The 25,945-nt window shown below is 72.1% G+C and carries 27 protein-coding genes and 2 tRNA genes; 23 read left to right on the forward strand and 6 right to left on the reverse strand.

The window, feature by feature from the left end:
* Positions 1–31 precede the first annotated feature (31 nt).
* Genes GR130_RS12495 through GR130_RS12505 form a run of 3 tightly spaced genes read left to right on the forward strand, consistent with a single transcriptional unit; the run spans position 32 to position 2,775 of the window.
* Positions 32–1,084 carry a chorismate-binding protein gene (locus tag GR130_RS12495; RefSeq protein WP_159509925.1) on the forward strand — a complete coding sequence of 351 codons (1,053 nt, stop codon included), beginning with the start codon at positions 32–34 and terminating at the stop codon, positions 1,082–1,084.
* The gene (locus GR130_RS12500; RefSeq protein WP_159504792.1) at positions 1,081–1,908 is read left to right on the forward strand and encodes an aminotransferase class IV; all 828 of its coding nucleotides are present in this window, start codon (positions 1,081–1,083) and stop codon (positions 1,906–1,908) included. Before GR130_RS12495 ends, GR130_RS12500 begins: the two co-directional genes overlap by 4 nt.
* A 36-nt stretch (positions 1,909–1,944) precedes the next feature.
* Complete coding sequence (locus tag GR130_RS12505) at positions 1,945–2,775, forward strand: GNAT family N-acetyltransferase (RefSeq protein ID WP_159504793.1); 831 nt, start codon at positions 1,945–1,947, stop codon at positions 2,773–2,775.
* A gap of 89 nt (positions 2,776–2,864) precedes the next feature.
* On the opposite strand, the gene GR130_RS12510 is transcribed toward GR130_RS12505, so the two are convergent.
* Positions 2,865–3,404 carry a DsbA family protein gene (locus GR130_RS12510; RefSeq protein ID WP_159504794.1) on the reverse strand — a complete coding sequence of 180 codons (540 nt, stop codon included), beginning with the start codon at positions 3,402–3,404 and terminating at the stop codon, positions 2,865–2,867.
* A 171-nt stretch (positions 3,405–3,575) separates the two neighbouring features.
* Here GR130_RS12510 and GR130_RS12515 point away from each other — a divergent pair, with 171 nt between their 5' ends.
* Together GR130_RS12515 and GR130_RS39770 are read left to right on the forward strand one after the other, a co-directional pair.
* Positions 3,576–4,031, forward strand: coding sequence for a hypothetical protein (locus GR130_RS12515; protein WP_159504795.1), 456 nt, complete (start codon positions 3,576–3,578; stop codon positions 4,029–4,031).
* A gap of 68 nt (positions 4,032–4,099) precedes the next feature.
* The gene (locus GR130_RS39770) at positions 4,100–4,255 is read left to right on the forward strand and encodes a hypothetical protein (RefSeq protein WP_189301614.1); all 156 of its coding nucleotides are present in this window, start codon (positions 4,100–4,102) and stop codon (positions 4,253–4,255) included.
* A gap of 33 nt (positions 4,256–4,288) precedes the next feature.
* Here the strand turns inward: GR130_RS39770 and GR130_RS12520 are convergent, their stop codons facing one another.
* Together GR130_RS12520 and GR130_RS12525 are read right to left on the reverse strand one after the other, a co-directional pair.
* Entirely contained in the window at positions 4,289–4,855 is a 567-nt protein-coding gene (locus GR130_RS12520; RefSeq protein WP_159504796.1) for a CGNR zinc finger domain-containing protein, read from the reverse strand.
* A 226-nt stretch (positions 4,856–5,081) separates the two neighbouring features.
* Positions 5,082–5,495, reverse strand: a complete 414-nt coding sequence (locus GR130_RS12525; protein WP_003959770.1) for an SsgA family sporulation/cell division regulator — start codon at positions 5,493–5,495, stop codon at positions 5,082–5,084.
* Between the two features lie 378 nt (positions 5,496–5,873).
* Between GR130_RS12525 and GR130_RS12530 the strand changes: the two genes are divergently transcribed.
* The 3 genes from GR130_RS12530 to GR130_RS12540 all read left to right on the forward strand — a co-directional run bounded on the left by GR130_RS12530 (position 5,874) and on the right by GR130_RS12540 (position 6,659).
* Positions 5,874–5,945, forward strand: a tRNA-Val gene (locus tag GR130_RS12530).
* 87 nt (positions 5,946–6,032) lie between these two features.
* A complete protein-coding gene (locus GR130_RS12535; protein ID WP_159504797.1) occupies positions 6,033–6,503 on the forward strand; it encodes an SRPBCC family protein in 471 nt (156 codons plus the stop codon).
* An 84-nt stretch (positions 6,504–6,587) separates the two neighbouring features.
* Positions 6,588–6,659, forward strand: a tRNA-Val gene (locus GR130_RS12540).
* Positions 6,660–6,787: 128 nt separating this feature from the next.
* On the opposite strand, the gene GR130_RS12545 is transcribed toward GR130_RS12540, so the two are convergent.
* Positions 6,788–7,516, reverse strand: coding sequence for an exonuclease domain-containing protein (locus GR130_RS12545; RefSeq protein WP_159504798.1), 729 nt, complete (start codon positions 7,514–7,516; stop codon positions 6,788–6,790).
* Positions 7,517–7,738: 222 nt separating this feature from the next.
* On the opposite strand from GR130_RS12545, the gene GR130_RS12550 reads away from it, so the two are divergent.
* The 6 genes from GR130_RS12550 to GR130_RS12575 all read left to right on the forward strand — a co-directional run bounded on the left by GR130_RS12550 (position 7,739) and on the right by GR130_RS12575 (position 14,337).
* Positions 7,739–8,326 carry a DUF4365 domain-containing protein gene (locus GR130_RS12550; protein ID WP_159504799.1) on the forward strand — a complete coding sequence of 196 codons (588 nt, stop codon included), beginning with the start codon at positions 7,739–7,741 and terminating at the stop codon, positions 8,324–8,326.
* Positions 8,326–9,513, forward strand: a complete 1,188-nt coding sequence (locus GR130_RS12555) for a hypothetical protein (RefSeq protein ID WP_159504800.1) — start codon at positions 8,326–8,328, stop codon at positions 9,511–9,513. Before GR130_RS12550 ends, GR130_RS12555 begins: the two co-directional genes overlap by 1 nt.
* A 103-nt stretch (positions 9,514–9,616) precedes the next feature.
* Positions 9,617–11,593, forward strand: a complete 1,977-nt coding sequence (gene thrS, locus GR130_RS12560) for a threonine--tRNA ligase (protein WP_159504801.1) — start codon at positions 9,617–9,619, stop codon at positions 11,591–11,593.
* 73 nt (positions 11,594–11,666) lie between these two features.
* A complete protein-coding gene (locus GR130_RS12565; RefSeq protein ID WP_159504802.1) occupies positions 11,667–12,224 on the forward strand; it encodes an HIT family protein in 558 nt (185 codons plus the stop codon).
* Between the two features lie 92 nt (positions 12,225–12,316).
* Positions 12,317–13,123 carry a polysaccharide deacetylase family protein gene (locus GR130_RS12570; protein ID WP_443043594.1) on the forward strand — a complete coding sequence of 269 codons (807 nt, stop codon included), beginning with the start codon at positions 12,317–12,319 and terminating at the stop codon, positions 13,121–13,123.
* The gene (locus GR130_RS12575; protein WP_159504803.1) at positions 13,123–14,337 is read left to right on the forward strand and encodes a YVTN family beta-propeller repeat protein; all 1,215 of its coding nucleotides are present in this window, start codon (positions 13,123–13,125) and stop codon (positions 14,335–14,337) included. The genes GR130_RS12570 and GR130_RS12575 overlap by 1 nt, the downstream gene beginning before the upstream one ends.
* Positions 14,338–14,413: 76 nt before the next feature.
* On the opposite strand, the gene GR130_RS12580 is transcribed toward GR130_RS12575, so the two are convergent.
* Both GR130_RS12580 and GR130_RS12585 read right to left on the reverse strand, forming a co-directional pair.
* Entirely contained in the window at positions 14,414–16,096 is a 1,683-nt protein-coding gene (locus GR130_RS12580) for a hypothetical protein (protein ID WP_201304870.1), read from the reverse strand.
* A 161-nt stretch (positions 16,097–16,257) separates the two neighbouring features.
* Complete coding sequence (locus GR130_RS12585; RefSeq protein WP_159504805.1) at positions 16,258–18,456, reverse strand: elongation factor G-like protein EF-G2; 2,199 nt, start codon at positions 18,454–18,456, stop codon at positions 16,258–16,260.
* Between the two features lie 276 nt (positions 18,457–18,732).
* Here GR130_RS12585 and pgsA point away from each other — a divergent pair, with 276 nt between their 5' ends.
* The 9 genes from pgsA (at position 18,733) to ruvA (ending at position 25,904) form a co-directional block, all read left to right on the forward strand.
* A complete protein-coding gene (gene pgsA, locus GR130_RS12590) occupies positions 18,733–19,386 on the forward strand; it encodes a phosphatidylinositol phosphate synthase (protein ID WP_159504806.1) in 654 nt (217 codons plus the stop codon).
* Positions 19,386–20,327 carry a phosphatidylinositol mannoside acyltransferase gene (locus GR130_RS12595; protein WP_159504807.1) on the forward strand — a complete coding sequence of 314 codons (942 nt, stop codon included), beginning with the start codon at positions 19,386–19,388 and terminating at the stop codon, positions 20,325–20,327. Before pgsA ends, GR130_RS12595 begins: the two co-directional genes overlap by 1 nt.
* A complete protein-coding gene (locus GR130_RS12600; protein WP_159504808.1) occupies positions 20,324–21,484 on the forward strand; it encodes a glycosyltransferase family 4 protein in 1,161 nt (386 codons plus the stop codon). The genes GR130_RS12595 and GR130_RS12600 overlap by 4 nt, the downstream gene beginning before the upstream one ends.
* A gap of 61 nt (positions 21,485–21,545) precedes the next feature.
* Positions 21,546–22,091 (forward strand): hypothetical protein, encoded by a 546-nt coding sequence (locus tag GR130_RS12605; protein ID WP_159504809.1) that lies wholly within the window; start codon positions 21,546–21,548, stop codon positions 22,089–22,091.
* 173 nt (positions 22,092–22,264) lie between these two features.
* A complete protein-coding gene (gene pdxS, locus GR130_RS12610; RefSeq protein ID WP_159504810.1) occupies positions 22,265–23,176 on the forward strand; it encodes a pyridoxal 5'-phosphate synthase lyase subunit PdxS in 912 nt (303 codons plus the stop codon).
* A gap of 14 nt (positions 23,177–23,190) precedes the next feature.
* The gene (gene pdxT / locus GR130_RS12615) at positions 23,191–23,784 is read left to right on the forward strand and encodes a pyridoxal 5'-phosphate synthase glutaminase subunit PdxT (protein WP_159504811.1); all 594 of its coding nucleotides are present in this window, start codon (positions 23,191–23,193) and stop codon (positions 23,782–23,784) included.
* 63 nt (positions 23,785–23,847) lie between these two features.
* Positions 23,848–24,600 carry a YebC/PmpR family DNA-binding transcriptional regulator gene (locus tag GR130_RS12620; protein ID WP_159504812.1) on the forward strand — a complete coding sequence of 251 codons (753 nt, stop codon included), beginning with the start codon at positions 23,848–23,850 and terminating at the stop codon, positions 24,598–24,600.
* Positions 24,601–24,735: 135 nt separating this feature from the next.
* Positions 24,736–25,287, forward strand: coding sequence for a crossover junction endodeoxyribonuclease RuvC (gene ruvC / locus GR130_RS12625; RefSeq protein ID WP_159504813.1), 552 nt, complete (start codon positions 24,736–24,738; stop codon positions 25,285–25,287).
* Entirely contained in the window at positions 25,284–25,904 is a 621-nt protein-coding gene (ruvA, locus tag GR130_RS12630; RefSeq protein ID WP_159504814.1) for a Holliday junction branch migration protein RuvA, read from the forward strand. The genes ruvC and ruvA overlap by 4 nt, the downstream gene beginning before the upstream one ends.
* The last annotated feature ends 41 nt before the right edge of the window (positions 25,905–25,945 follow it).

Below are 25,945 nucleotides of genomic sequence, written 5' to 3' on the forward strand. Positions count from 1 at the left end.
TAGACTCACTGACGTGCACGACTTCGCTCCCATGGCCCGCTTCGGCGGCCTGATAGCCACCGGCCTGCGCGATGTGACCAGCGATCCCGCGGCCCTGGATTCCGCAGGCTGGTGGGCGGTGACCGCCGGCTTCGAAGGAGGTGTGGTCTGCGCCCGCTTCGCCGACGTACGCCCGGCGACCGCGGCCGACGCCCCCGCCCCCGACCGGTGGCGCGGCCCCCTCCCGGGCGACTGGCGCAGCTCCATGGACCGCGCCGCCTATACCGCCGGCGTGCGGCGCATCCGTGAACACATCGCGGCCGGCACGGTCTATCAAGTGAACCTCTGCCGGGTCCTGACCGCGCCGCTGCCGGACCGCGACCGCGCCGACGTGGACGCGCTCTCCGCCGTACTGGCCCGCGGCAACCCCGCGCCCTACGCCGGCACGGTCCGGCTGCCGGACCACGGCGTCGAGGTCGCCACCGCCTCCCCGGAGCTGTTCCTGCGGCGCGCCGGCCGGACCGTCGAGTCCGGCCCCATCAAGGGCACCGGCCGCATCGCCGCGGACCTCTCGGAGAAGGACCGGGCGGAGAACGTGATGATCGTCGACCTGGTCCGCAACGACCTGGGGCGGGTCTGCGCCACGGGCACCGTCACCGTCCCCGCCCTCTGCGCCGTGGAGGAGCACCCGGGCCTGGTCCACCTCGTCTCCACCGTGCGCGGCGAACTGGCCGAGACGCACGAGAAGACGGCCTGGGCGGATCTGCTCGACGCCACCTTCCCTCCCGGGTCGGTCACCGGCGCCCCCAAGTCCAGCGCGCTGCGGATCATCGACGAGCTGGAGACCGCACCCCGCGGCCCGTACTGCGGCGGTATCGGCTGGGTCGACGCCGACCGCCGCACCGGCGAGCTGAACGTCGGCATCCGCACGTTCTGGATCGACCGCACCCCGCCCGGCGGCCCGGTCCTGCGCTTCGGCGCCGGGGCCGGGATCATCTGGGACTCGGATCCGGAGCGGGAGTGGGCGGAGACCGAGTTGAAGGCGCGACGGCTGCTGGCGGTAGCGTCGGGTGTGCACGAAGTGAGCGGAGGGACACAGCGATGAAGATCTGGCTCGACGGGGGACTGCGGGACGCCGAGGCCGCCCGGGTCTCGGTCTTCGACCACGGCCTGACGGTCGGCGACGGCGTCTTCGAGACCATCAAGGCCGACCACGGCCGGGCCTTCGCCCTCACCCGCCACCTGGAGCGCCTGACCACCTCCGCCCGGGGGCTCGGCCTGCCCGACCCCGATCTCGACGAGGTGCGGCGCGGCTGCGAAGCCGTCCTGGACGCCAATCCGATGGCGCTCGGCCGGCTGCGGATCACCTACACCGGCGGCGTCTCCCCGCTCGGCTCGGACCGCGGCGAGGCCGGCCCCACCCTGGTCGTCGCGCTCTCCGAGACCCGGCGCCGCCCCGACACCACCGCCGCCGTCACCGTCCCCTGGACGCGCAACGAACGCGGCGCGCTCGCCGGCCTGAAGACCACCTCGTACGGCGAGAACGTCGTCGCCCTCGCCCGCGCGCGTGAACGGGGCGCCTCCGAGGCGCTGTTCGGCAACACCGTCGGCGCGCTCTGCGAGGGCACCGGCTCCAACGTCTTCGTCGTGCTGGACGGTGAACTGCACACCCCGCCGCTGTCCTCCGGCTGCCTGGCCGGCATCACCCGCGCCCTGACCGTCGCCTGGGCCGGCGCCAAGGAGACCGACCTGCCGCTGGACGCCCTGGAGGGCGCCGAGGAGATCTTCCTGACCTCCACCCTCCGCGACGTCCAGGCCGTGACGCGTGTCGACGACCGCCAACTCGCCGACGGGCCGGGCCCGGTGACCGCCGAGGCGATGCGGATCTTCGACGAGCGGTCGGCCGCGGACTTCGACCCGCGCTGGTGATGACGGGCCCGTGGGCGGGCGAGTAGAAAGTCTTCCGTGACCACTACGCTGCGCCCCGCGGGCCCCGAAGTTCGACACGACGACGGCCGCCGGTCCCGCCCCTACGACATCTGCGTCAACAGCCGCCGGGTCGGCGGGATCCAGCTCGCCACGGACGCCCGGTTCGGCCCGGTGGCAGGCCGGATCGAGGCCCTGGCGGTGGACGCCCCGGACCGGCACCGAGGGCGGGCCACGGTCGCCGCGCTGGCGGCCGAGGAAGTGCTGCGCGGCTGGGGCTGCCGGCAGATCGAGGTGACCGTGCCCACCGACGCCGAGGCGGCCGTACGGCTCGCGGCGGCGCTGGGCTACACCGAACGCAGCCGCATCATGGCCAGGGCGCTGAGCGGCCCGCCCCGGCTCCCCGAGGGCAGCGTCGACCGGCCGCTGAGCGCGGACGCGTACCCGGCCTGGCGGGACGCCGCGATCGCCGAGCACATCCGCTCGGAGATGGCCCAGGGGATGTCCCGCGAACGCGCCGAGGAGACCTCGGCCGCCGCGCACGACGCCCTGCTCCCCGACGGCGCGGCCACGCCCCACCACGCGCTGCGCGTCCTCGCCCACGAGGGCGCGGACGTCGGCACGCTGTGGCTCGCGCTGCGCCTTCCGGGGCAGCCCGGCGGCTATGTCCTCGACGTGCGGGTGGTGCCCGGGCGCCGCGGTGAGGGCCACGGCCGCACCCTGATGCTCGTCGCCGAGCGCGCCTGCCTGGCCGCGGGCCGCTCGTCGCTGGCCCTGAACGTCCACCCGGACAACGCCCCCGCGCTCGGCCTCTACGGCTCGCTCGGCTACCGCACCACCGCGTACCGCCTCTGGAAGCCGATCCTCTGAGCGCGGCGGGTCCTTCCGCAGGACCGGTCCTCCGCGCGGCCGGTGCGGCTCCCGGACTCCGCCCGCCGGACCGGCCTGCGGGGCGGGTCCTAGCCCTGCCCGGCCAGCAGCCGGTCGGCGATCTCCTCGATACGGGCCCGCAGCCCCTCCTGGCTCTTCCCGCCGTCGAGCCGCTCGCTGCCGATCACATACGTCGGGGTGCCGGTCACCCCGATCGCCTTGCCCTCGGCCTGGTCCGCGTCCACGACCAGCAGATGCCGCCCGTCGATCAGCGCGGTGTCCAGCTCCTCGGCGTCCAGCGCCAGTTCCCCGGCGACGTCCAGCAGCAGCTTCTCGCCGTGCGTGCCGAGTTCCTCGGTGCGCGCCAGCACCGCCTCGACGTACGGCCAGGCCCGCCCCTGCACGGCGGCCTCCTCGGCGGCCTGGGCTGCGGCGTAGGCGTGCTTGTGCTTCTCCAGGGGGAAGTGGCGCAGTTGGATGTCCAGCCGGTCCCCGTAGCGCTCCCGGAGTGCCCGTACGTCCGCCAGCGCGGCGGTGCAGTCCGGGCACTGCAGATCGCACCAGACATCGAGCTGGGGGCGTACGGAGTTGCTGGGGGCCGGGGAGCCGGAGACGGCGGCGTCGTTCATGGGGCCAGTCTCCCAGTCGGCCTCCCCGGGCCGGAACCCGGACCTGCGGAGGAGAGCGACCCGGAGATCTCCCTGAGGTCCGGCCGGAACGTGGCTCGGGCGGGGCCGGAGGGGGCAGGATGGAAGGGAGCGCGGATCGCCCGCTCGTCCCTCGACCGGCAGGAGGACCGGATGCTGACCTCGACAGTGTGTGCCGCGGTTTCGGCAGCGGGCCTGGGCATCGCCGCGCTGACCGCGTACCGCAAGCGGTTCCTGGCCGCGACCCGTATCGCCGCCTTCGCCCTGATCCCCGTCGGCCTGGTGATGACCGGTGTCATCGACTGGGTCACCAGCATCGTCCTCAAGCCCACGGTCTGGGCCGGCTTCGGTGTGCTCGCGCTCTCCGCGGTGCTGTTCATGATCAGCCGGGTCGTGGAGCGCCGCCGCGGGATAGGCGGTCGCAAGGAGCGCCGGGCCGCGGCGGCCTCCCGGCCCGACGCGGTGGCGCCGGCCGCCTCCGCGCCGTCCCTCGGCGCGGGCCGTGCCGCTCAGCAGGCGCCCAAGGGCAAGCAGGCTCCGGGCAGGGATCTGGCACCCAAGGATGACTTCTCGGACATCGAAGCGATCCTGAAAAAGCACGGGATCTGATGAACTCCCGCTGCTGAGAGGGTTATTGGCGCTTCCGGGACGATCATCTGCGCGATGATGCGCGCGAGATGAACGATGAGTGCGCCCTCGCCCAAGACGACGCCCCGTGCCCCGAACCCCGCGGTTGTCTGTTCGCGCTGTCCCAGCCGCCGCTGATGCTCTTCCTGGCCGTCATCGGCTTTCTGCTTCTCCTGGGCGCCGTACACGACCTCTACATCCTGTGAGGCGGGCGAGACGGTGTGTCGCCCGCCGCCTGCTCAGCCCGCCGCCTCCCGCCGCCGCGCACGGTACGCCGCGACGTGCAGCCGGTTGCCGCAGGTGCGGCTGTCGCAGTAGCGCCGGGAGCGATTGCGCGACAGGTCGACGAAGGCGTGCCGGCAGTCCGGCGCCTCGCACCGCCGCAGCCGCTCCCGCTCCCCGGCGACGACGATGAAGGCCAGCGCCATCCCGCCGTCCGCGGCGAGGTGGTCGGCCACCGAGGCGTCCGGTGCGAAGTAGTGGACGTGCCAGTCGTAGCCGTCGTGATCGGTCAGCTGCGGGGTGGTGCCCGCGGAGGCGACCAGCGCGTTCAGCTGCTCGGCCGCGGCGCGGTCGTCCCCGGCCGCGAAGACCTGCGCGAACCGTGCCCGTACGGCCCGTACGGACGCCAGGTCGCTCGTCGCGAGGTCCCCGACCCCGCTGACGTCGTTGCGCCGTACGAAGTCCTGGAGGGCCGCGAGGTCGGTCAGGCTGTCCGGTGCGCCGGGCGCCTCGCCCTCCGGCGCGGTGTTCAGCAGATCGACGACCGCGTCCAGCGCGCACCGGGTGTCATGGGTGATCAGCACGGTTCCGCTCCCTGGCCGGGTGGGGTCGGACGGGTGCCGCCCCGGTGTCGTTGGCGAATGGTCGCCGACTCTAGCGCCTGGAACAAGCCTCGGCGCCGTCTCCGCGGTGGGTCCGCGGCGACGGCGCCGGAGCGTGCCGTATGAACTTGTCGGTCCTGCGCCGTCTCCCCGAGTCGGACGGTCGCAAGTGTGAGCGGGTGGGTGCGGTGGGTATCTGTGCCGCGCCTCAGCTCTCCGCCAGGATGTGGGAGAGCTCGGTGTCGAGATCGAAATGGCGGTGCTCCGTACCGGGCGGTACGGCGGCGTCGGTCCTCTTGAGGAAGGATTCGAGCGCCCTCGCCGGGGCTTCCAGAAGGGCTTCCCCTTCGGGGGAGCTCAGGGCGATACAGACAACGCCCTGCCCGTGGCTCCGGGACGGCCATACGCGGACGTCTCCGGTGCCCGTGGGCCGGTGCAGGCCCTCGGCGAGGAGGTCGCGGGCGAAAACCCACTCGACGGTCTCCTCGGCTCCGGTGTGGAAGGTGGCATGCACGGCATACGGATCGGCCGTGTCATACCGCAGGCCCGCGGGTACAGGCAGTGAGGACTCGCTCGACACAACGAGGCGCAGGTGCAGCTCGCAGCTGACCGTGGTGTTCATAAGCGCCAGGGCCTTTCGCTCAGTGTGCGCTCGGGGATTCGCACGTCGGCGAAATCGACATGCCACCTACGGTGCCGTTGTAAACCCCTCTGACGGTTTTGGGTGGCTTCAGGTACCTCTTACGGCGGATTGCGTGATCGTCCCCGGACGTATTTCGTTGGCGCGGTCCTGCCCGGTAAGTGTGCGCTCCAAATACGCAGCGTAATGGGAGGCGGGGCCGGTTGGACGGTGATCTTCGCGGGTTGGGCGATTCGGGTGACGGGATTCGGGTGCCGGATGTCGTTCGGGTCCGTCCGGTCGCCGCCGCGTGGCGGGCTGGAGCCGCTCCGGCGGTGGTCGGAAGTGCCTCCCGACGTGGGGTAATGTTGGCGGTGCGCCGGGCGATTAGCTCAGTGGGAGAGCGCTTCGTTCACACCGAAGAGGTCACTGGTTCGAACCCAGTATCGCCCACCCCGGACGACGGCCCGGAGACATCAAGTCTCCGGGCCGTTGCGGTTGTTGAGCCTTTCCGGCGGCCGCGGGGCGCACACTGGGATCATGCCCGACTGGTCCGGCCGTCCGCGCCGTCTGCATCGCTACCGCTTCCGCAGCGTATGGCTGCTGAACGCCCCGCCCGCCGTCGTCTACGCCGTGCTGGAACGCGCCGAGGCGTATCCCCATTGGTGGCCGCAGGTGCGGGAGGTGGCCCCGATCGACGAGCGGAGCGGGACGGCCCGGTTCCGGTCCTTTCTGCCGTACCACCTGGAGGTGGTGGCCTCCGAGGCCGTGCGGGACCCCGGGGCCGGGGTGCTGGAGATAGCGATGCGCGGGGACCTGACCGGCTGGGCGCGCTGGACGGTCGTGCCGGGGGAGGGCGGCACCCGGGCGGTCTTCGAGCAGGACGTGGAGGTCTGCAAACCGCTGCTGCGGCGCTGGGCGCTGCTGGGACGGCCGCTGTTCCTGGCCAATCACGCGCTGATGATGCGGGCCGGGCGCCGCGGGCTGGCGGCCTGGCTGGCCCGGGGGTGACGGGAGCGGGGAAGGGAATTTGAAGGAAGGCCGTGGCGACCTGTATCGTTCAGGTCGTTCGCGAGGGAAACCCCGCCGACACCCGGGCGATTAGCTCAGTGGGAGAGCGCTTCGTTCACACCGAAGAGGTCACTGGTTCGAACCCAGTATCGCCCACCGGGATCATGAATCGGGCCGCCAACAGGCGGCCCGTTTCTGTTTTTCGGGCGCCGGACGGCGGGAGCCGCGGAGCCGGAGTTCCGCTGCGGTGCCGGCGCGGAGCGGCTCGGAATTCCGTACCGGCGTCAGGCCGCGGCGGGGAGTTCGGGGCGCAGTGGCCAATGGGGATCGACGGTCTCCGGGGAGCCGCTGCGGGCGAACCACGCCTGGAGCCCGCGCGCCTGGGCGGCGTACCAGACCGCCTGGCGGGTGTGCAGCTCCGCCGGCTGGATCCCCTGCAGCCGGTCGGCGAAGCGCCGGCCCACGGCCCGGACGACGCGCAGCGCGGCGAGCGCGTCCGCTGCCGCCTCATGGGCGTCGGTCAGCTCGACCTCGTAGTGCGCGCACAGGTCGGTGAGGGTGCGGCGGCCCTTGCGGTAGCGGTCCAGGTGCTTGTCCAGGACGCGGGGGTCGAGGACGTGCAGCGGGTGCGCGCCGAGATAGGCGGTGAGCGAGCTGGCACGGTGGCGCTTCAACTCCCGTTCCAGGAGCGTGAGATCGAACGGGGCGTTCATCACCACCAGCGGGCGGCCGGCCACCGACTGGGTGGCCAGCGCGCGGGCGACCTCCTCCAGCACCGGTGCCGGCCACCGGCCGTGCAGTGCCAGATGATCGGCCGTCAGACCGTGCACCTCGATCGCGGCCGCCGGTATCTCGACGCCCGGGTTGATCAGCCAGCGGGTCACGCGCGGGGCGGAACGCGGGGTTTCCTGGACCACCAGGGCGGCGGAGACGATGCGATCGCGTTCCACGTCGATGCCCGTCGTCTCGGTGTCGAAGGCGGCGAGCGGACCGTCGTACCAGCTCGGTGTCATGCCAACTCCTCCCGGTCGTGCGGGGGATGACGGTGCACGCCACCCGAGCTGGTGATACCCGGGCCGTACAGTGCTCGAACCGTCCTGGTTTGCGGACCACTTGACGCGGAGACAACCACAGGGACGGGCCGCCGCCGACCGCGCGGTCCGGCGGCCGCGTACGCACCGGCCGCCTCCCCGTCATCCCACGCAGCGAACGGCACAGCCCGGAAGGCCCCTGCGATGACGCTCGCGCAGCCCGAACCGGGCGGGCTCACCCCGGCAGCCGAGAGGTACCCCCGGCCCGCGACCGCACCGCAGCGCGGTGGACTCGCCACCACCGCCTGCATGGAGACCCTCCAGGTCGGCTACCTGCACGCGATCGCCGCCGCCTCCGGATGCTCGCTGGCGCAGCCCTTCCCGGACAACGGAATCGACTGGCACGTCAGCCACGGCGCGCCCGGCCACACCGTCGACGACGAGGTGACCATCAAGGTCCAGCTCAAGTGCACCTACCAGACCGCCCCGCGCCCGCCGGGGCCGACGTTCGCGTTCACGCTCGACAACGACCACCTGAGAAAGCTGGCCCGCACGCCCGTATCGGTGCACAAGATCCTGGTCGTGATGCTCGTCCCGCGGCAGCCGGAGAACTGGCTCCGGGCCGGGCACGACCACCTCGAACTGCGGCACTGCTGCTACTGGATCAATCTCGCCGGCCATCCGGTGACCGGCCGGCGCAGGACCACTGTGCGGATCCCGACCACGCGGATCTTCGACGACCGCGCGCTCTGCGAGATCATGACGCGGGTCGGGGCGGGAGGGAGACCCTGATGTACCGGCCGACCGATGAATACGGCGTGCGGCCTCTGGACGCCGCGCAGCTCGACCCCGCGGTGCTGAGCGCCCTGCTCGCCCGGCATGGCTGGCGGCGCAGGGGCGGCGCGCTCGGCCACTACGCCCGCTGGACGCCGCCGGGCGAGGTGGCCGGCACCAGCCTGCTGGTGCCGCACGACCGCCGCTTCCCCGACAGCGCCGAGCTGCTGGCCGAGGCGCTGGCGGCGCTGGAGCGCAGTGCCGCGCCCTCGGCCCGCGAGGTACTGGTGGGGCTCGCGGTGCCCAGCGACGAGGTCCGTTGGGAGCGCGACATCCCCGACGACGGCTCGGGGACGGCGCACTGGGTGGCGCAGGAGCAGCTGCGCGGCGCGGCGCGCGCCATGCTGACCGCCGGCGCGCTGGCCACGTACGCCCGGGCCGGCTATTACGGCGCGCGGCACAAGCGGCAGGCCGAGGGGTTCCTGGGCCAGGTGCTGGTCGGTCCGGCGCCGGCCGGGCGGCGACTGGCCGCGTTCGTCCCCGTGGAGGCCGGCCGCGGAGCGGTGGCCGGCCTCCAGCGGGCGCTGCACGCGGCCCGTGACGCCACCGACTACCAGCGGGCGACCGGCGGCATGGAGGCGTTCGACGCGGCCGTGGGACTGGGCGTCTGCCACGAGCTGGCGCAGGCGCTGATCGCGCTGGTGCGGGACGCGGAGGGGGTGCGGATCACGGTCGAGTGGTCGCCGGCGGCCGGCGCCCCGGCCGGCTGCCCGGCACACCCCGAACCGGTCGAGTTCTCCCCGGGCGACCTGCCCGCGCTCCAGCAGGCCGCGCGGCGCTATGTCCGAGAGGAGCCGTCGCTGCCGGTGCAGGTGACCGGCGCCGTCGTACGGCTGCGCAGGGAGCGGCCGGGCGGTCCGGGCGCGGTGCGGCTGCGGGTGATCAACGGGGCGGACGTGGGGCAGGTACGGGTCGCCCTGGGGGAGGAGGACTACCGGATCGCGGCGCATGCGCATCTGGTGGGGCTGCCGATCCGGGTCAGCGGGCGGCTGGAGAGCCGGGGCGGCTTCCGCCGGATCACCGGCGGCCGGGACGTCACGCCCGTCCAGGTCGACGAGGCCGACCGGGACCGGCTGCTGAAGTCCCTCCAGGAGAACTTCGACACCTTCGAGGAGGCGTGCGGCGGTCCGCCGGCCGACGGGTGAACGGGCGCCGGGGAAACCGTTTCGCGGTGCGGTCCACCGGCTCGGTACGATTCGTGGGCGCAGCAATCGCTGCCGCGAGAGAGACATGAGTCAGGAGAGACCGGTGTCAGACGTCCGTGTGACCGTCCAACGCGATTCCGAGCGGGAAGAACGCGTGGTGACCACGGGCACTACGGCCGCCGACCTCTTCCAGGAGCGCAGCGTCGTCGCCGCGCGGGTGGCCGGCGAGCTCAAGGACCTGGCGTATGAACTCGCCGAGGGCGATGTGGTCGAGGCCGTCGAGATCACCTCCGAGGACGGTCTCAACATCCTGCGGCACTCCACCGCGCACGTGATGGCGCAGGCCGTGCAGGAGCTCTTCCCCGAGGCCAAGCTCGGCATCGGCCCGCCCATCAAGGACGGCTTCTACTACGACTTCGACGTCGAGACCCCCTTCCACCCGGACGATCTCAAGCGCATCGAGAAGAAGATGCAGGAGATCCAGAAGCGCGGGCAGAAGTTCGCGCGCCGGGCGGTCAGCGACGAGGCCGCGCGCGAGGAGCTGGCCGACGAGCCGTACAAGCTCGAACTGATCGGGCTCAAGGGCTCCGCCGCGGACGCCGCCGAGGGCGCCTCCGCCGAGGTCGGCGCCGGCCAGCTGACCATCTACGACAACCTGGACGCCAAGAGCGGCGAGCTCTGCTGGAAGGACCTCTGCCGCGGTCCGCACCTGCCCAGCACCCGCGCCATCCCCGCGTTCAAGCTGATGCGCTCGGCCGCCGCGTACTGGCGGGGCAGCGAGAAGAACAAGCAGCTGCAGCGGATCTACGGCACCGCGTGGCCGACCAAGGACGAGCTCAAGGCGTACCTGGAGTTCCTCGCCGAGGCCGAGAAGCGCGACCACCGCAAGCTCGGCGCCGAGCTGGACCTGTTCTCCTTCCCGGAGGAGCTGGGCCCCGGTCTCGCCGTCTTCCACCCCAAGGGCGGCGTCGTCCGCAAGGTGATGGAGGACTACTCCCGCAGGCGGCACGAGGTCTCCGGCTACGAGTTCGTGAACACCCCGCACCTCTCGAAGGAGCGCCTCTTCGAGATCTCCGGGCATCTGCCGCACTACGGCGACTCGATGTTCCCGGCCATCGAGTTCGACGAGCAGCACTACCGCCTCAAGGCGATGAACTGCCCGATGCACAACCTGATCTTCAAGTCCCGTGGCCGTTCCTACCGTGAACTGCCCCTGCGCCTCTTCGAGTTCGGCACGGTCTACCGCTACGAGAAGTCCGGCGTCGTGCACGGCCTGACCCGCTCGCGCGGCTTCACCCAGGACGACTCGCACATCTACTGCACCAAGGAGCAGATGCCGCAGGAGCTCGACACGCTCCTGACCTTCGTGCTCGATCTGCTGCGCGACTACGGCCTGACCGAGTTCGAGCTGGAGCTGTCCACCCGCGACGACTCGGACAAGTTCATCGGCTCGGACGAGGACTGGGAGGAGGCCACCGAGGCGCTGCGCCAGGCGGCCGAGAAGCAGGGCCTGCCGCTGGTCCCCGACCCGGGCGGCGCCGCGTACTACGGGCCGAAGATCTCCGTGCAGGCCAAGGACGCGATCGGCCGGTCCTGGCAGATGTCGACCCTCCAGGTCGACTTCAACCAGCCGAAGCGGTTCGGTCTGGAGTACACGGCGGCCGACGGCTCCAAGCAGCAGCCGGTCATGCTGCACCGCGCGCTGTTCGGTTCGATCGAGCGGTTCTTCGGCGTGCTCCTGGAGCACTACGCGGGCGCCTTCCCGGCCTGGCTGGCGCCGGTGCAGGCCACCTGCATCCCGATCGGCGACGCCCACGTCCCGTACCTGGAGGAGTTCGCCGCCGAGGCGAAGGCCAAGGGGCTGCGGGTCGAGGTGGACTCCTCCTCGGACCGGATGCAGAAGAAGATCAGGAACGCGCAGAAGGCCAAGGTGCCGTTCATGATCCTGGCCGGTGACGAGGACCTGGCCGCCGGGGCGGTGTCGTTCCGCTACCGCGACGGGTCACAGGAGAACGGCATCCCCAAGGACGAGGCGCTGGCCAAGCTCCTGGACGTGGTGGAGCGCCGCGTCCAGGTGTGACGCAGCGGTCTTCACGAGGGGCGGTCCCGGTCGGGACCGCCCCTCGCCGCTTCCCCCGTGGCCGCAGGAGAATATGCTTCCCAACATGACGAGTGAGCCGGAGCAGCAGATCGGAGTCGGGACGCAGGACGCCTTTCAGCGCCTGTGGACGCCCCACCGGATGGCGTACATCCAGGGGGAGAACAAGCCGAGCGGCCCCGGGGCCGACGACGGCTGTCCGTTCTGCGCGATTCCTGCGAAGTCGGACGAGGACGGGCTCGTGGTCGCGCGCGGCGAGCGGGTCTACGCGGTGCTGAACCTGTATCCGTACAACGGCGGGCACCTCATGGTCGTCCCGTTCCGGCACGTCGCCGACTACACCGAGCTGGACGGCGCCGAGACCGCGGAGCTGGCCGAGTTCACCAAGCGGGCGATGACCGCGCTGCGCACGGCGTCCGGGGCGCACGGTTTCAACATCGGCATGAACCAGGGGGCGGTCGCGGGCGCCGGGATCGCGGCCCACCTGCACCAGCACGTCGTCCCCCGCTGGGGAGGAGACACCAACTTCATGCCGGTGGTCGGGCACACCAAGGTGCTGCCCCAACTCCTCGCCGACACCCGCGCGATGCTCGCCGCGGCCTGGCCGGCGTAGGCGCCGTGCGCGCCGGGTGAACGAGGCGACACGCACCCGGATGAATCCTATAGATCGCCCCGATTGGGAAAATTTGCCTCTCTAATGGGGTGGTGACTTCCCTAGATCGTCGCTCCGTGCTGCGCGCGGCCGCCTCCGCCGCGGCCGCCGGTGCGCTCGCGTCGGGCTGTGACCCGCACCGGGGGACGGACACCTCGTCGTCCGCCCCCCGGTCCTCCGCCGGACCGGGCCCCTCAGGAGCGGTCCGGTCCGGATCCGCCCGGGTACCCGCCGCCCGGCCGCCGACCCGCGCGCCGGGCCGGCCCGTGGAGATCGAGAACGGGCCGCGGGACGGCCGCGCCGTGGCCCTGACCTTTCACGGCAGAGGCGACCCCAAGCTGGCGAACGCGCTGCTGGGCGAGGCCGAACGGGCCGGCGCCAAGGTCACCGTGCTGGCCGTCGGCGACTGGCTCGACGAGCAGCCCGCGATGGCCCGCCGGATTCTGGACGGCGGCCATGAGCTGGGCAACCACACGATGCACCACCGCGCGATCTGCGCGCTGCCGGAGGCCGCCGCCTACGCCGAGATCAGCCAGTGCGCCGACCGGCTGCGCAAGCTCACCGGCACCATCGGCAGCTGGTTCCGCCCCTCGCAGACCCAGCGGGCCACCCAGCAGGTGATCCGGCTGGCCCGCACGGTGGGCTATCCGCACGTCCTGTCGTACGACCTGGACTCCCTCGACGCGAACGACCCCGGTGCCGCGGCGGTCCGGCGCACGGTCCTGGACGGCGTGCGGCCGGGCTCGATCGTCAGTCTCCATCTCGGGCACGCCGGCACGGTGGCCGCGCTGCCCCCGATCCTCGACGGCCTCCGCCGGCGCGGTCTGCGCGCGGTGACGACAACGGAGCTAGTGACCTGATGGCTGACCGGAACCGTATCCCCGTCCGCACGACCGGCTCCCCGGCGGCCCGCCCCGTGCGCCGGGCCGCCCTGCTCGCCGTGGCCTGCGCGCTGCTGGCGGCGGGCTGTGGCAGCGGCGGGGAGGGGTCCGCCGGCAACACCCCGCGGTCCGGCGGGCAGGCGCCACGCCAGGCCGTCCAGCAGGGGCTGCCGGGGATGCCGCCGCCGCTGGACGCGCGCGACCTGTACGCGGCGGACCGGCCCAACCGACTGGCACCGCAGGTCAAGGACTTCCCGTCGCGGGTGTACGTGCCCAACACCGGCTCGGACACGGTCAGCGTGATCGATCCGAAGACGTACAAGGTCATCGAGACGATCCCGGTGGGGGTGCAGCCGCAGCACGTGGTGCCGTCCTGGGACATGAAGACGCTGTGGGTCAACAACGACCGGGGTCACGACCTGACCCCGATCGACCCGGCGACCGGCAAGGCCGGCAAGCCGGTGAAGGTCCACGACCCGTACAACCTGTACTTCACGCCCGACGGGAAGTACGCGGTCGTGATGGCCTCGATGGACAAGCAGCTGGTCTTCCGGGACCCGCACACCATGAAGGTCCGCAAGGCCCTCCCGGTCAGCTGCGCGGGCGTCAACCACGCCGACTTCTCGCCGGACGGCAAGTACTTCATCGTCTCCTGCGAGTTCTCCGGTGAGCTGCTCAAGGTCGACACCGCGAAGATGGAGGTGGTCGGCCAGCAGAAGCTGCCGTTCGAGGGGGCGATGCCGCAGGACGTGAAGATCTCGCCGGACGGCAGGACCTGGTACGTCGCCGACATGATGGCCGACGGCGTCTGGGTCCTGAACGGCGACACGTTCGGCCGCCCGAAGCTGCTGCCGACCGGCAAGGGGACGCACGGCCTCTACGTCAGCCGGGACTCGCGCTCCATGTACATCTCCAACCGGGGTGAGGGGTCCATCTCGCTGCTGGACTTCAGGACCGGCGAGCTGGTCGACAAGTGGCACATCCGCGGCGGCGGCAGCCCGGACATGGGCGGCGTCTCGGCGGACGGCAACGTGCTGTGGCTGTCCGGGCGTTACAACTCCGAGGTGTACGCGCTCGACACCCACACCGGGAAGACCCTGGCGAAGATCAAGGTGGGGCTGGGGCCGCACGGACTGGCGGTGTACCCGCAGCCGGGGCGGTACTCGCTCGGGCACACCGGGATCTTCCGCTAGGCGGGGGCCGAACGCCGGACGGGCGGGCGCGGCGGTGAACCGCCGTGCCCGCCCGTCCGTGCGGGGCGCTGCGCCGCTAGGCGTTGTACTCGTCGGCCTTCTTCGGTTCGACGCTCTGGACCATGCCGCTCAGGACCAGCGAGCGGTTGTCGAAGCGCTCGGTGTCGACGCCGTTCTCCCTGAGGACGCTCATGGCCGCGGCGTGCACCGTCCGCAGGACCGGGGTCGCGGCACGCAGCGCGTCGTCCGCCATGAAGCGGTGCCGCCAGGGCTTGTCGGCCCAGACGTGGCGCAGGCCGAACGGCTCGGGAAGGGTGAGCTTGCCGCCGAGGAAGTCCAGGACGGGCGGGAACCACGTCAACGGGGCGCGGGCGGCGAGCCGGACCACCTCGAGCGGCTCGATCAGCGGCAGCGTCTGGGTCTTGGTCTCCCAGAACCGGACGACCTTGGCGACGTCCTTGGTCTTGGGCTCCGGCTTGCTGGTGAAGAGCGAGTTGACCGGGCCGAGGGCGTGCCCGCTGACCTCGATGCGCAGCGTCTCGTGCAGCACGGTGACGGTGATCATGAGCGTGAGCACCAGCTGGCCGTCCCACAGGACGAACTGGACGCCGAGGTAGTGGCGGTTGCCGGCGCCGAACTGCTGCTCGTTGCAGATCCGCTCGATCTCGTGGCCGCGGACCTCGTACCCCTCGACGTGGCTGCCCTCCGGGCGGGCGACCGCCCCGGCCTTCTCGCCCACGGGGACGACGATCCAGTGGCGCACGGAGGGCGGCTGCTGGAAGCCGCCGGTGTGCAGCGGGCTGCGCTCCAGGAGGCGCAGCCGGTCGTGGATCGCGCGGATGACGTCCCAGCTGCGGAAGGGGTGGATCTCGGTACCCTCCTCGGCCGGCCGGAGCTCCTCGGCGAGCTGCCAGCTGCCCCAGCGGGTACCCATGCCGAGTATGCCCTTGGGGCCGGCGTAGAAGACGACGTTGCTGCGCTGCTCGGCGGAGACTTTGGCGAGATTGTGCCGGAGGGTCTCGGCGGAGGTGTGGTTCGGGTCCTGCGGCACCGCCTCGGGGATCTTGGCGGCGACGCCGCCGCCTTCGAGCAGCCCCTTCCACGCCTCCCGCATGTCCACCGCGGTCTTCTCGCAGATCTGCTTGGCCCACCACCAGCCGACCACGGGGGCGACGATCATGCCGCGGGCGTACAGCGGCCAGAAGCCGGTGAACGGCAGCTTGACCATGAAGAAGAGGGCGGCGCCGGCGAGCAGGGCCAGCAAGGCGCCGCCGAGGAGCGAGATGCCGTTGCCCTCGCCGTCCTTGGAGAACATCTTGCGGAGCTGGAAGGCTCCCAGCCACAGCAGCACACCGGGCAGGAAGAGCAGGCCGAACAGCACCATCAGGAGCGTCAGCCGGGTGTCGCGCTGCTTGCGGACGCGGGTGGCCGAGAGGCAGTGCTCGACGATGGTCTGCGGCTCCGTCCCGAAGGACTGGATGAGCGCCTTGCGCCCGCCGCCGAGCATCCGGACCTGGACGGCGCGGGAGAACGCCTCGCCGAGGTTCGGCGCGAACAGGGAGAGCTTGGGCTTCTTGATGCCGGAGGCGCCGGAGTCGGAGTCGGCCTTGGAGATGTCGGCGAGAGGGCTGTCCCGGTAGGCGGCCGAGGCCAGTGCCTGGGTCGCCGCCGTCTGGCCGGCGCCGCCCGAGATCGGCACCTGCGCCCCCGGACTGAAGTCATAGCCGTCGGCCACTACCGCCCCCCTCACCGCGCGCATCCGTGATGCGGCTCTCTACCCGACTACCGCTGACGGCACACCTGCCGAGCCGCGGACCGCACGCCCCGTCGCGGAACGCGGCGCTCTACGGCGGAGTCCCAGCGTACAGCCGCCGTCCAGCCCAGGGGGGTGGCGCCGGACGGCGACTGATTGACCGTTAACTATGCGCCGTTCTCGGCTTGTTCGCGCATCCTGGCGGCCAGCTGCGGGGGCATCGGCTCGTGCCGCAGGTAGCCGCGGCCGAAGCGTCCGGTGCCGTGCGAGAGGGAACGCAGATCGACGGCGTAGCGCCCGATCTCGATCTCGGGCACCTCGGCGCGGATGAGGGTGCGCCCGGGCCCGGACTGCTCGGTGCCCACCACCCGGCCGCGGCGGCCCGACAGATCGCTCATCACCGGGCCGACGAAGTCGTCCGGGACCAGGACGCGTACCTCGGCGACCGGTTCGAGGAGGTCGATCCGGGTCTCCGCGGCGGCCTCGCGCAGCGCCAGCGCGCCCGCCATCTGGAACGCGGCGTCCGAGGAGTCGACCGAGTGCGCCTTGCCGTCGAGGAGCGTGACGCGGATGTCGACGAGCGGGTGCCCGACCGCGAGCCCGCGTGCCGCCTGGGCGCGGACGCCTTTCTCGACGGACGGGATGAACTGCCGGGGGACCGCGCCGCCCACGACCTTGTCGACGAACTCGATGCCGGAGCCGCCGGGCAGCGGGTCGACCTGGATCTCGCAGATCGCGAACTGGCCGTGCCCGCCGGACTGTTTGACGTGCCGGCCGCGGCCCGCGGCGGGCACGCCGAAGGTCTCCCGGAGCGGGACCCGGTGGGCGACGGTGTCGACCTGGACGCCGTAACGGGAGCGCAGCCGCTCCAGTGCCACATCGGCGTGCGCCTCGCCCAGGCACCACAGGACCACCTGGCGGGTGTCCTGGTTGTGCTCCAGGCGCATCGTGGGATCCTCCGCGACGAGCCGGGCCAGGCCCTGGGAGAGCTTGTCCTCGTCGGCCTTGCTGTGCGCCTCGATGGCGACCGGCAGCAGCGGGTCCGGCATCGTCCAGGGCTCCATCAGGAGCGGGTCGTCCTTGCCGGAGAGGGTGTCGCCGGTCTCGGCACGGGTCAGCTTGGCCACGCACGCCAGATCGCCGGCGATCGCCTGGGACAGCGGGCGCTGCTGCTTGCCGAAGGGTGCGGACAGTGCGCCGATCCGCTCGTCCACGTCGTGGTCCTCGTGGCCGCGGTCCTGGAGGCCGTGGCCGGAGACGTGCACCGTCTCGTCGGGGCGCAGGGTGCCGGAGAAGACCCGGACGAGGGAGAGCCGGCCCACGTACGGGTCGGAGGAGGTCTTGACCACCTCGGCGGCGAGCGGGCCCTCGGGGTCGCAGCGCAGGGCCTGCCGCGGGGCGCCGTCGGTGCCGGTGACGGCGGGGGCCTCGCGTTCGGCGGGGGTGGGGAAGCCGCCGGTGATCAGCTCCAGCAGCTCCACGGTGCCGAGCCCCTGCCTGGCGCCGTCCGCGGCCGGGGCCGCGGCCAGTACGGGATGGAAGGAGCCGCGGGCGACCGCCGTCTCCAGGTCGCCGACGAGCGTTTTGATGTCGATCTCCTCGCCGCCCAGATAGCGGTCCATGAGGGACTCGTCCTCGCTCTCGGCGATGATCCCCTCGATGAGGCGGTTGCGGGCCGCCGCGACGAGGGGGAGCTCGTCGTCGGTGGGCGCGCGCTCGGTGCGTTCGCCCGAGGAGTAGTCGAAGACCCGCTGGGAGAGCAGGCCGATCAGGCCGTGTACGGGGGCGTGGCCGTCGGCGCCCGGTGTGCCGTACAGGGGGAGGTAGAGGGGGAGTACGGCGTCCGGGTCCTCGCCGCCGAGGGTGGCGGCGCAGCGCCGGGTCATCTCGTCGAAGTCGGAGCGGGCGGCTTCCAGGTGCGTGACGACCAGGGCGCGCGGCATCCCGACCGCGGCGCACTCGTCCCACACCATCCGGGTCGCGCCGGCCACACCGTCGGCCGCCGAGACAACGAAGAGGGCCGCGTCCGCCGCGCGCAGACCGGCCCTGAGTTCCCCGACGAAATCCGCGTATCCGGGGGTGTCCAACAGATTGATCTTGATCCCGCCCCAGTCCACCGGGACGAGGGAGAGCTGTACGGAGCGCTGCTGGCGGTGCTCGATCTCGTCGTAGTCCGAGAGACAGCCGCCGTCCTCGACGCGTCCCGCGCGGTTGACCGCGCCGGACGCCAGCGCGAGCGCCTCGACGAGGGTGGTCTTCCCCGATCCGCTGTGGCCGACCAGCACCACATTGCGCAGGGCCGTGGGCCGGTCGGCCGCCGGCGCCCTTCCGGCGGCTCCTGGGTTGGTACCCGACTTCTCGCTCATGTGTCTCGCCTCCAGGTCGACACTTTGCGGTGATTCGAGCTTTCCACCGTGGTCATGATGCGTCCATAGATGGCACACCGGACGCGTCGTTCCAAGGAGGCGGTCAGGCCGTCCTGCGGGGCCACGGGCGCGCGGCGCGGCGTGCGCCCGCGGGCCCGAGCCGTGGGATGCACCTCGCGCCGCGATGCGTTCGCGGTGCCCCGTTGCCTCCTGGCTACGATGGGCCAGCCGGTGGCCCCTTGACCGCGCGGCCCGTATCGACCCTCCGGGAAGGTCATGCTGAACAAGTACGCGCGTGCGTTCTTCACGCGTGTTCTCACACCGTTCGCCGCCCTGCTCATCCGTCTCGGGGTCAGCCCGGACGCGGTCACCCTCGTCGGGACCGGCGGTGTGGTGGCCGGTGCCCTGATCTTCTACCCCCAGGGCGAGTTCTTCTGGGGCACGGTCGTGATCACGCTGTTCGTCTTCTCCGACCTGGTCGACGGCAACATGGCGCGGCAGCTGGGCCGCTCCAGCCGGTGGGGCGCCTTCCTGGACTCCACCCTCGACCGGGTCGCCGACTCGGCGATCTTCGGCGGGCTGGCCCTGTGGTACGCCGGACGCGGTGACAACCTGACGCTCTGCGCCATCGCGATCTTCTGCCTGGCCAGCGGCCAGGTCGTCTCGTACACCAAGGCGCGCGGCGAGGCCATCGGGCTGCCGGTGAACGTCAACGGCCTGGTGGAGCGCGCCGAGCGGCTGGTCATCTCGCTGGTCGCCTGCGGGCTGTCCGGGCTGCACAAGTTCGGGGTGCCCGGCGTGGAGGTCCTGCTGCCGATCGCCCTGTGGATCGTCGCCGCCGGCAGCGCGGTCACCCTCGGCCAGCGCGTGGTGACGGTACGCCGGGAGTCGGCCGAGGCCGACGCGATCGCTCAAGGGGGGAACGGCTGATGGGACGCGGACCGCTGATCGACACCGGGAAGCTGACCGACGGGCTGTACGGCCTGGGCTGGAGCACGGTCAAGAAACTGCCGGAAGGCGTCGCCGTACGGCTGGGGCAGCAGATCGCCGACGCGGTCTGGAAGCGCCGCGGAAAGGGCGTCCTGCGCCTTGAGGCGAACCTCGCGCGGGTCGTCCCGGACGCCTCCCCGCAGCGGCTGGCCGCCCTCTCCCGGGCCGGGATGCGCTCGTACATGCGGTACTGGATGGAGTCGTTCCGGCTGCCGGCGTGGAGCAAGGAGCGGATAAAGGCCGGATTCACCCCCCAGGACGTGCACTACCTGGAGGACGGGCTCAAGAGCGGGCGCGGCGTGATCCTGGCGCTGCCCCACATGGGCAACTACGACCTGGCGGGCGTCTGGGTCACGACCAAGCTGGGCGTCCCGTTCACCACCGTCGCCGAGCGCCTCAAGCCGGAGAGCCTCTACGACCGGTTCGTCGCCTACCGCGAGGGCCTGGGTATGGAGGTGCTGCCGCACACCGGCGGCGCCGCCTTCGGCACCCTGGCCCGGCGGCTGCGGGCCGGCGGGCTGGTCTGCCTGGTCGCCGACCGCGACCTGTCCAGCTCCGGGATGCCGGTGAAGTTCTTCGGCGAGCCGACGAAGATGCCGGTCGGGCCCGCGATGCTCGCCGTCCAGACCGGCGCGATGCTGCTGCCGGTCACCCTCTGGTACGACGACACCCCCGTCATGCGCGGCCGGGTCCACCCGGAGATCGAGGTACCGGAGAACGGCACCCGCACCGAGAAGGCCGCCCAGATGACCCAGCAGCTCGCCGACGCCTTCGCCTCCGGTATCGCCGACCACCCCGAGGACTGGCACATGCTCCAGCGCCTCTGGCTCGCCGACCTGGAGCCTCGTGCGGCCGAGCCGTCCGGAACGGAGACGCCGTGAGAATCGGCATCGTCTGCCCCTACGCCTGGGACGTCCCCGGTGGCGTCCAGTTCCACATCCGGGACCTGGCCGAGCACCTGATCCGGCGCGGCCACCACGTCTCGGTCCTCGCCCCCGCGGACGACGAGACCCCGCTGCCGTCGTACGTCGTCTCGGCCGGCCGCGCCGTCCCCGTCCCGTACAACGGCTCGGTGGCCCGCCTCAACTTCGGCTTCCTGTCCGCCGCCCGGGTCCGCCGCTGGCTCCAGAACGGCGCCTTCGACGTCATCCACATCCACGAACCGGCGTCCCCGTCCCTCGGCCTGCTCGCCTGCTGGGCGGCCCAGGGACCGATCGTGGCGACCTTCCACACCTCCAACCCGCGCTCCCGGGCCATGATCGCCGCGTATCCGATCCTCCAGCCCGCCCTGGAGAAGATCAGCGCGCGCATCGCGGTCAGCGAGTACGCCCGCCGCACCCTCGTCGAACACCTCGGCGGCGACGCGGTGGTCATCCCCAACGGCGTGGACGTCGACTTCTTCGCCCGGGCCGAGCCCAAGGCCGAGTGGCAGGGCCGGACCCTCGGCTTCATCGGCCGGATCGACGAGCCCCGCAAGGGCCTGCCGGTCCTGATGAAGGCGCTCCCGGCGATCCTCGACGCGGTCCCGGACGCCCGGCTGCTGGTCGCGGGCCGCGGCGACGAGGAGGAGGCGGTCGCCGGCCTGCCCGCCGAGCTGCGCTCCCGGGTCGAGTTCCTGGGCATGGTCAGCGATGAGGACAAGGCGCGCCTGCTGCGCAGCGTGGACGTCTACGTGGCCCCCAATACGGGCGGCGAGTCCTTCGGCATCATCCTCGTGGAGGCGATGTCCGCGGGCGCACCGGTGCTCGCCAGCGACCTCGACGCGTTCGCCCAGGTCCTGGACCAGGGCGAGGCGGGCGAGCTGTTCGCCAACGAGGACGCCCGGGCGCTGGCCGACGCGGCGGTGCGGCTGCTGGGCAGTCCCGAGCGACTGGCCGAACTCCGCGAGCGCGGCAGCAAGCATGTGCGGCGCTTCGACTGGACGACGGTCGGCGCGGACATCCTCGCGGTGTACGAGACGGTGACGACGGGGGCGTCCGCGGTGGCCACCGACGAGCGGGTCGGGCTGCGGGCCCGGAGGTGGCTCGCCAAGGACTGAGCGTCCCCCGGCGGGTGGGGGCGGACGGCGGGAGGCCGCCGTGCGGGTAACGTGACGGGGCGTGACCACCATGATCTGGATCGCCGCCGCGATCGTCCTCATCGGCGTCTACCTGAGCTGGACGGCGGGCCGCCTGGACCGCCTGCACGCGCGGATCGACGCGGCCCGGGCGGCACTGGACGCCCAACTGCTCCGGCGGGCCTCCGTGGCACAGGAGGTCGGGACCTCGGGCGTGCTGGATCCGGCCGCGTCGATCGTGCTCTACCAGGCCGCGCATGAGGCCCGGCAGGCCGAGGAGGACCACCGCGAGGTCGCGGAGAGCGAGCTGAGCCAGGCGCTGCGCGCCGTCTTCGAGGAGGAGGCGCAGCTGGAGGCCGTACGGGAGGCCCCGGGCGGGGAGCAGACGGTCACCGAGCTGACCGCCGCGGTCCGGCGGGTCCCGATGGCGCGGCGGTTCCACAACGACGCCGTACGGGCCGCGCGCGCGGTCCGCCGCCACCGGGTGGTCCGCTATTTCCGACTGGCCGGCCACGCGCCGTTCCCGCTGGCCTTCGAGATGGACGACGAGCCGCCGGCCGTACTGGACGGCCGGCCCGCCGGCAGCTGACCGGCCGGGAGACGGCCCGGTCCGGGACCGCGCGGCGGGGAGCCGGCGTGCTTGGACCGCGGGACGCCGGCCCGTGACAAGCCACCGGCCTCTAATTGGCCCTTTTCCCAGGTCCCTGGCCAACGGTTGTGTGGGCGCCGAAGCGCAACCACCCGCACTGAGTGAGGTCTACCGTGTCCAGCACGCCCAACACGCCCCAGAACCCCGAGACCGGAACCGCGCGCGTCAAGCGCGGCATGGCGGAGCAGCTCAAGGGCGGCGTGATCATGGACGTCGTCACGCCGGAAGAGGCGAAGATCGCCGAGGACGCCGGCGCCGTCGCCGTCATGGCCCTGGAGCGGGTGCCGGCCGACATCCGCAAGGATGGCGGCGTGGCCCGTATGTCCGACCCCGACATGATCGACGGCATCATCGAAGCCGTCTCGATCCCGGTCATGGCCAAGTCCCGTATCGGCCACTTCGTCGAGGCCCAGGTCCTCCAGTCGCTCGGCGTGGACTACATCGACGAGTCCGAGGTCCTCACCCCCGCCGACGAGGTCAACCACTCCGACAAGTGGGCCTTCACCACCCCCTTCGTCTGCGGTGCCACCAACCTGGGCGAGGCCCTGCGCCGCATCGCCGAGGGCGCGGCCATGATCCGCTCCAAGGGCGAGGCCGGCACCGGCAACGTCGTCGAGGCGGTCCGCCACCTGCGCCAGATCAAGGGCGAGATCGCCAAGCTGCGCGGCTGCGACAACAACGAGCTGTACGCCGCCGCCAAGGAGCTGCGCGCCCCGTTCGAGCTGGTCAAGGAGGTCGCCGAGCTCGGCAAGCTGCCCGTCGTGCTGTTCTCCGCCGGTGGTGTCGCCACCCCCGCCGACGCCGCGCTGATGCGTCAGCTCGGTGCCGAGGGCGTCTTCGTCGGCTCCGGCATCTTCAAGTCCGGCGACCCGGCCAAGCGCGCCGCCGCGATCGTGAAGGCCACCACCTTCTACGACGACCCCAAGGTCATCGCGGATGTCTCCCGCAACCTGGGCGAGGCGATGGTCGGCATCAACTGCGACACCCTCCCCGAGGCCGAGCGCTACGCCAACCGCGGCTGGTAAGGACCCCTACCGAGATGAGCACCACCCCCACCATCGGTGTGCTGGCGCTCCAGGGCGACGTCCGCGAGCACGTCAAGGCGCTCGCGGACGCCGGCGCCCAGGCGCGCCCGGTCCGCCGCCCCGAGGAGCTGGCCGAGGTCGACGGCCTGGTCATCCCCGGCGGCGAGTCCACCACCATGTCCAAACTGGCCGTCGTCTTCGGCATGTTGGAGCCGCTGCGCGCGTTCGTGAAGGCGGGCCGGCCGGTCTACGGCACCTGCGCCGGCATGATCATGGTCGCCGACAAGCTGCTGGACGCCCGCGAGGACCAGGAGACGCTCGGCGGCGTCGACATGATCGTGCGCCGTAACGCCTTCGGGCGGCAGAACGAGTCCTTCGAGGCCGCGGTCGAGGTCGCCGGCATCCCCGGCGGGCCGGTCGAGGGCGTCTTCATCCGGGCGCCGTGGGTCGAGTCGATCGGGGCGTCCGTCGATGTCCTGGCGACGTACCGTGGACATACGGTGGCCGTCCGGCAGGGTAACGTCCTTGCCACGTCGTTCCACCCTGAACTCACCGGCGACCACCGGATCCACGCGCTGTTCGTGGACATGGTGCGTGCGGCGGCCTGACGCATCCCCGGTAGGATCTCAGGCGATCGTTTCTGAAATGGGTTACGCGAAGGAGACAGGCAGATGTCCGGCCACTCTAAATGGGCTACGACCAAGCACAAGAAGGCCGTGATCGATGCCAAGCGCGGCAAGCTCTTCGCGAAGCTGATCAAGAACATCGAGGTCGCGGCGCGCATGGGCGGCGCCGACATCGAGGGCAACCCGACGCTGTACGACGCCATTCAGAAGGCCAAGAAGCAGTCGGTCCCGAACAAGAACATCGACTCCGCGCTCAAGCGCGGTGCCGGCCTCGAGGCCGGTGGCGCCGACTACGAGACGATCATGTACGAGGGCTACGGTCCCAACGGTGTCGCGGTGCTCATCGAGTGCCTGACCGACAACCGCAACCGTGCCGCGTCCGACGTCCGCGTCGCGATGACCCGCAACGGCGGTTCGATGGCCGACCCGGGCTCGGTGTCGTACCTGTTCAACCGCAAGGGCGTGGTGATCGTCCCCAAGGGCGAGCTGACCGAGGACGACGTGCTGGGCGCGGTCCTGGACGCCGGTGCCGAGGAGGTCAACGACCTCGGCGAGTCCTTCGAGGTGCTCAGCGAGGCCACCGACCTGGTCGCGGTGCGCACCGCGCTCCAGGAGGCCGGCATCGACTACGACTCGGCCGACGCCAACTTCGTCCCGACCATGCAGGTCGAGCTGGAGGAAGACGGCGCACGCAAGATCTTCAAGCTGATCGACGCGCTGGAGGACAGCGACGACGTGCAGAACGTCTTCGCCAACTTCGACGTGTCCGACGACGTCATGGCGAAGGTCGACGCCTGACGCGCGGGCCGACTCACGGTCGTACGACGGGCCGGCGGGGACACACCCCGCCGGCCCGTCCGTTTGTCAGTGGCAGCCACTAACCTGCAGGAACACAGGAACAGACGACCGAAAACGGCGAGGGGGCGGGGCCCGATGAAGGTGCTGGGGGTGGACCCGGGGCTGACGCGGTGCGGGGTCGGCGTGGTGGACGGGGTCGCGGGACGGCCGCTGACCATGGCCGGCGTCGGCGTCGTACGGACCCCGGCGGACGCGGACGTCGCCCACCGCCTGGTCCTCATCGAGCGCGGCATAGACGAGTGGCTCGACACGCACCGTCCCGAACTCGTCGCCGTGGAGCGGGTGTTCAGCCAGCACAACGTCCGTACGGTCATGGGCACCGCCCAGGCCAGCGCGGTCGCGATGCTGTGCGCCGCCCGCCGTGGGCTGCCGGTCGCGCTGCACACCCCGAGCGAGGTCAAGGCGGCGGTGACCGGCTCCGGCCGGGCCGACAAGGCGCAGGTCGGCGCGATGGTCACCCGCCTGCTGCGGCTGGACGCACCACCCAAGCCGGCGGACGCCGCCGACGCCCTCGCGCTCGCCATCTGCCACATCTGGCGCGCCCCCGCGGTCAACCGCCTCCAGCAGGCGCACGCCGCGGCCCGCCGCGCCGCCGCTCCCGTACGCACGCTGAAGGGCACCCGATGATCGCCTTTGTCTCCGGCCCGGTCGCGGCCCTCGCTCCGGACACCGCCGTCGTCGAGGTCGGCGGTATCGGCATGGCCGTCCAGTGCACGCCGAACACCCTGTCCGGGCTGCGGGTCGGCGCGCGGGCCAAGCTCGCCACCTCCCTCGTCGTCCGCGAGGACTCGCTCACCCTCTACGGCTTCGCCGACGAGGACGAGCGGCAGACCTTCGAGCTGCTGCAGACCGCCAGCGGCGTCGGCCCCCGGCTCGCCCAGGCCATGCTCGCCGTGCACTCCCCGGACGCGCTGCGGCTCGCGGTGTCCACCGGCGACGAGAAGGCACTCACCGCCGTGCCCGGCATCGGCAAGAAGGGCGCGCAGAAGCTGCTGCTGGAATTCAAGGACCGGCTCGGCGCACCGGTCGGCGGCGGCCGGGCGGCCGTCGGCAGCGCCGTGACCGCCGGCTGGCGCGATCAGCTCCAGGCCGCGCTGATCGGCCTGGGGTACGCCACCCGCGAGGCGGACGAGGCGGTCGCCGCGGTCACCCCGCAGGCCGAGGCGGCGGCAGCCGCCGGCGGGCAGCCGCAGGTGCCGCAGCTGCTGAAGGCCGCGTTGCAGACCCTGAACCGGGCGCGATGACCGGCGCGCCCCGGCGTCCGGCGGCCCTCCGCGGCGGCCGG

The organism is Streptomyces sp. GS7 (assembly GCF_009834125.1).
In the GTDB taxonomy this organism is placed as follows: domain Bacteria; phylum Actinomycetota; class Actinomycetes; order Streptomycetales; family Streptomycetaceae; genus Streptomyces.